5 protein-coding genes are annotated in these 2828 nt (G+C 72.0%); all 5 read right to left on the bottom strand.

Annotated features, from left to right (window positions below; translation table 11 throughout):
• Positions 1-35: 35 nt before the first annotated feature.
• The 5 genes from ACWEQL_RS42020 to ACWEQL_RS42000 all read right to left on the bottom strand — a co-directional run bounded on the left by ACWEQL_RS42020 (position 36) and on the right by ACWEQL_RS42000 (position 2600).
• Positions 36-185, bottom strand: a complete 150-nt coding sequence (locus ACWEQL_RS42020; protein WP_452156832.1) for a hypothetical protein — start codon at positions 183-185, stop codon at positions 36-38.
• A gap of 91 nt (positions 186-276) precedes the next feature.
• The gene (locus ACWEQL_RS42015) at positions 277-711 is read right to left on the bottom strand and encodes an ATP-binding protein (protein WP_452156830.1); all 435 of its coding nucleotides are present in this window, start codon (positions 709-711) and stop codon (positions 277-279) included.
• A gap of 254 nt (positions 712-965) precedes the next feature.
• On the bottom strand, positions 966-1814 hold the full coding sequence (locus ACWEQL_RS42010) for a helix-turn-helix domain-containing protein (protein ID WP_452156828.1): 849 nt from the start codon (positions 1812-1814) through the stop codon (positions 966-968).
• Positions 1815-1837: 23 nt separating this feature from the next.
• Positions 1838-2362, bottom strand: a complete 525-nt coding sequence (locus ACWEQL_RS42005; protein WP_452156826.1) for a DUF6879 family protein — start codon at positions 2360-2362, stop codon at positions 1838-1840.
• Positions 2337-2600: a hypothetical protein gene (locus tag ACWEQL_RS42000; protein WP_452156824.1), complete on the bottom strand. Its 264-nt coding sequence runs from the start codon at positions 2598-2600 to the stop codon at positions 2337-2339. Before ACWEQL_RS42000 ends, ACWEQL_RS42005 begins: the two co-directional genes overlap by 26 nt.
• Between the last annotated feature and the right edge of the window lie 228 nt (positions 2601-2828).

The raw sequence follows: 2828 nt of genomic DNA, 5'->3' as shown, positions 1-2828 counted from the left end.
CGGTGCGGGGCGGCCCTCCTTCTGCGCGGTGCTGGTCACTTGCGGTGGCCTCCGTCACCGGGCGGCGTGCTGCCGTCGGGGTTCGGCGGGTCCGAGGGCGGCGTCCACGGGGTGCCCGGGTGCCCGTCCCCCTCGCTGCCACCGCCGCCCGAGCCTCCGCCGCCGTGACCTCCGTCGTGGTCCATGCCGACCTCCCTTGTCGTCGCTGTGATGGTGCCCTCCCGGAGCCCGGAAGGAGTAGAGGGCCGCCCCGGCGCACCGGGGCACTGGCGGGCCTTACCCCGGACCAGGAGAGCGGGTGCGCAGATCCGCATGGATGGTCTTGCCGAGCGCCTCCAGGCTCGCGCCCCAGTGCCCGCCGGTCAGGCGGTGGACCGGGGCAAGTCCCCGGCCCGACTCGGCCGACGAGCCCGCCTCGATCAGGCACGGCAGGGCCCGGGAGCCGTCCCGGACGCTGATCCGCACGCACCGCTCGGTGATCCGCTCGACGGTGACCGTCATCTTTCGCCGGCAGCCGGTCCGAACCGCGTTGCCGACCAGCTCGCTGACGATCAGCTCGCCCGCCTCGACCAGGTCCTCCAGCCCCCAGCCGCACAGCGCGGTGCGTACCAGGCGCCGGCCTGCTGCGGCGGACTGCGGCTCGTAGGGCAGCAACACCTTGACGGCGTCGGCGACCGGGGGCCGCGTCGGGCTCTCGACGGTCGTGGTCACCGGGCACCTCGCACCCGCCGGCGCCGCCAAGGCGCGGCCGTAGCCGGTGGGCGGGGTATGGGGTGCGCGGCCACGGCGGGACTCCGCTCTCTCGTCGGCGGTGACGGCTGCGCCCACCCGACGGCGGCAGGCGGGCGCAGCGGTCCCGGCTCGCCCGCCGGGGCCGGGTGTCCGGTCCGTCACGGCGGGCGACGGTTCGACGGTAGGGAGTGACCGGCCGGACACTCAACGCGTTTGCACGCGTTTGCAGGAATTCAGCCCAGGGAGTCAGCAGCCCGGGAGACCAGGGCCCGCGCCTGCGCGCCGTAGACCGCGAAATCCTTGAGCCGGTCGAACGCGCTCGCGTAGAGCGCGAGCTCGCTGGGCGTGGTGACGGTCACCTGGGCGGACAGCAGCTCCACCCCGGCCTCGGCGTCGTCGAAGATGTTGAACGTCTCCACCGGCCACATGGTGCGCTGCGCCGTGAACGGGATGACGCCGAGCGAGACGGCCGGCAGCGCCATGGCCTCCAGCAGGTGCTCCAGCTGCTCGGCCATCGTCTCCGCGGTCCCGAGGCGGTAGTAGAGGACGGACTCCTCCACCAGGATCGCGAAGCGGTGGTGGCCAGTGCGCACGACACGGGAGCGGGCCAGGCGCGCCTTCACGGCCTCGGCGACGTCGTTGGGAGTGCGGCGGAAGTCGGCGACCGTGGCGAGCAGGGCGGTGGCGTACGCCTCGGTCTGCAGAACACCCGGCACGACGCGGGAGGAGTAGGAGCGGAAGTGCCGGGTGCGCTCGTACAGCGGTGCCGCGGACTCCTGGAGGCGGCGCAGGCCGGTGCGGGTGAGGCGGCGCCACTCGACGTACATGGAGTCCACGGCCCGGTTGGCGGCGATCAGATCCTCGGCCTGGTCGTCGGCGCCGCAGGCCCGGCACCAGGTGCGGATATCGGCGTCCGAGGGCGCGGTCCTGGCGTTGATGATGCGCGAGGTCTTGGCGCCGTTCCAGCCGCACCGGGCGGCCAGCTCCTGCCCCTGGAGGCCTGCGTCCTGCATGATCTCGCGCAGCCGTGCGGCGACGGCCAGGCGGGCTTCCTGGGCGCTGGAGGACGGGGAGGCGGGCATGGAGCTGGTCGTCCGGTCCGGGGTCAGACGGTGTACTGCTCGTGCGGAACGGCGCGCTCCCAGACGGCCTCGAACGCGTCCGCGCAGAGCTTGGCGACGGCAGGGTCCTCACACATCTCCGGCCCTCCGGAGGCCCCGTCGCCGGTGAAGTGGTTGAACCGGACGATCCTCCCGTCGAACAGCCAGAAGTCGTTGCCGGGCAGCGCGAGGTCGGAGGCCCGGCGGCGCGGCAGCCAGCGGACCTGCTCGCCGGCCGCGAGGTTGACCACGGTCCCGGCGTGCTCGTAGCGGATGTACTCGGTGACAGGCTCGGAGACGATCCGGGCGCGGCGCACCACGACACCGCGGGCGACGGCGGCCCGGATCATCGACACCCAGCCGGACCAGCCCTCGCCTTCGGGGTCGAGGTCCGGGTGCACGCCGGTCCGCTGGAACTGCTCGAACTCCTCGGCTTCGCCGGCGATGCCGTAGGAGTCGCGCATCTCCAGGTGGACCGCGGAGTGCTCGGCGCCGGCCAGCAATTCAGAGAAGGCCGTCACGTTCTGCATCGTCGAGCGCCTTCCTGATGATCTGCGCCATGCGCAGCGGGATGCGGGTCACGTTCTCGTGGTCGGGGGTACCGACGGAGTGGCCGGGCACCCACTCGGTCGTGCCGATCTCCGTCAGGAGCTCCTCGCCGGGCTTGAGGCCCTGGAAGACGAGCTCCTTCTTGGCGTCGTCCACCCACACCATCGGGCTCTCGTCCTTGCCGGTGTTGGGGTCCACCCCGGCGAACCGTAGCGTCATGATGCCCTCCCGTACCAAGTCGGTTGCGCGGTTTTGCACGACGTTCCACCCGCAGGTGACGGCACGTCAAGAGCGCGCAGGCGCAGTCAGGCGGTACGCGCGCATGAGTGGGCCCGAGGTACGAAATTCTTACCTATTGATCAGAAACTCAATTGGTTCTCGTCGAGGGTGTAGCGCACGTGCGGACCGTGGAAGTAGCCGCGGACGATGTGGGGTTGGCGTTGGCGG

This window comes from Kitasatospora sp. NPDC004240, assembly GCF_053603215.1.
This window is presented reverse-complemented; position numbering and strand designations above follow the sequence as displayed.

What these genes read in the sequence shown, in the direction of transcription:
- ACWEQL_RS42020 (WP_452156832.1), bottom strand. Translation starts at nt 185, where the DNA reads ATGGACCACGACGGAGGTCACGGCGGCGGAGGCTCGGGCGGCGGTGGC.
- ACWEQL_RS42000 (WP_452156824.1), bottom strand. Translation starts at nt 2,600, where the DNA reads ATGACGCTACGGTTCGCCGGGGTGGACCCCAACACCGGCAAGGACGAG.
- ACWEQL_RS42005 (WP_452156826.1), bottom strand. Translation starts at nt 2,362, where the DNA reads ATGCAGAACGTGACGGCCTTCTCTGAATTGCTGGCCGGCGCCGAGCAC.
- ACWEQL_RS42010 (WP_452156828.1), bottom strand. Translation starts at nt 1,814, where the DNA reads ATGCCCGCCTCCCCGTCCTCCAGCGCCCAGGAAGCCCGCCTGGCCGTC.